General features: G+C 67.2%; 1 protein-coding gene and 1 pseudogene. Both read left to right on the forward strand.

Annotated elements, in window-relative coordinates:
- Positions 1–206, forward strand: a pseudogene (locus tag AC2VOP_RS01705) (hypothetical protein); the annotation flags it as partial.
- A gap of 214 nt (positions 207–420) precedes the next feature.
- Positions 421–1,161: a serine hydrolase gene (locus tag AC2VOP_RS01710; RefSeq protein ID WP_486959357.1), complete on the forward strand. Its 741-nt coding sequence runs from the start codon at positions 421–423 to the stop codon at positions 1,159–1,161.
- Positions 1,162–1,288: the final 127 nt, after the last annotated feature.

The following is a 1,288-nucleotide window of genomic DNA, read 5'->3' on the forward strand; positions in this document are numbered from 1 at the left end:
CCCCACCTGAAACCCCGCCCAAGCCGCCCACCGACCGCTGCGCCGACCGCACCGCCGTGATGCCCCAACGCCGCCGCACCCGCGCCCAAAACCGCGCACGCTACATCGCGTCCGAACGCCGAAAAAACCGCACCGAACGCCACGCCCAAGCCCCGGCCCAGGCCCTCGCCCGCGCCGGGCCCGACGACGACCCACCACCGTTTTAGGGCACGTACAAGCCTTTCCCGATGTACCGCGATTGTCGGCTCCCCCGGGAGATACTTAAATCCGTTACAACGGGAACGGGTGATGGCGGGTCCAACGACGCGGATCGGCACTGACCGCGCAACACTTGCGGCGATAGTTGCTGCCGTGCTGTTGCTAGTGGCTGGATGCACCGGATGCATAGCGGCACCGCCCGATCGGCTCAACCATGCGCCGGTGCACACCGCTGCGAGGGCACCCACACTGCAAGCCAGCTTCGCGGAATTGGCCGGCACCATCCCGGCGACCATCGGTATCGCGATCGCCCCGGTCGGTGCAACCACGGTCACCAGCTTCGGCGATTGGTCGGACGGTGTCGCCTGGTCAACGATCAAGGTGCCGCTGGCGATCGCTGCGCTGCGAGTCAACCGCTCCCACACGAAGGCGTTGGCAACCAAGGCAATCACCCAATCCGACAATGCCGCAGCCGAGCGACTCTGGTCCCAGCTCGGATCCCCGAACCAAGCCGCACACCAGGTGCAGGCCATTCTCAGGGAGAGCGGTGACGCAACCACCGTCGTCGAATCGCGGCGGCGGCGCCCGGGCTTCACGCCGTTTGGCCAGACGCAGTGGCCGTTGCGGAGCCAGGCCCAGTTCGCCGCAGACCTGCCCTGCCTTACCGGCGCCGGGGTCGTCATCGACTTGATGTATCACGTGGTCGAAGAACAGCGCTGGGGACTGGCCGCCGACACCTCAAACCACGCCGCAGTGAAGGGTGGGTGGGGGCCCGGCCAGTCCGGCGGTTACCTGGTGCGCCAGTTCGGCATCATATCCGTGGCGGCGGGGAAACTCGGGGTGGCGCTTGCCGCCGAGCCGGTCGCGGGCACTTTCGCAGCCGGCGTCGACGCGCTCAACCGGATGACGGAATGGCTGACCGCCCACACCGCAGACCTTCCGGGCGGCAGTTGCGCGAGGTAGGTTAGCGACCAGTCACCAGCTATCCCCGCGCAGGAGATTCTCAATGAAGTTGTCAAGCCGCCGCGGCGTTAGGTGTGGTGGGTTGATAGGCCTGGTGGTCGCGCAGCATGGCCCACAGGACGTTGAG

It is taken from the genome of Mycobacterium sp. TH-M106, from assembly GCF_057473765.1.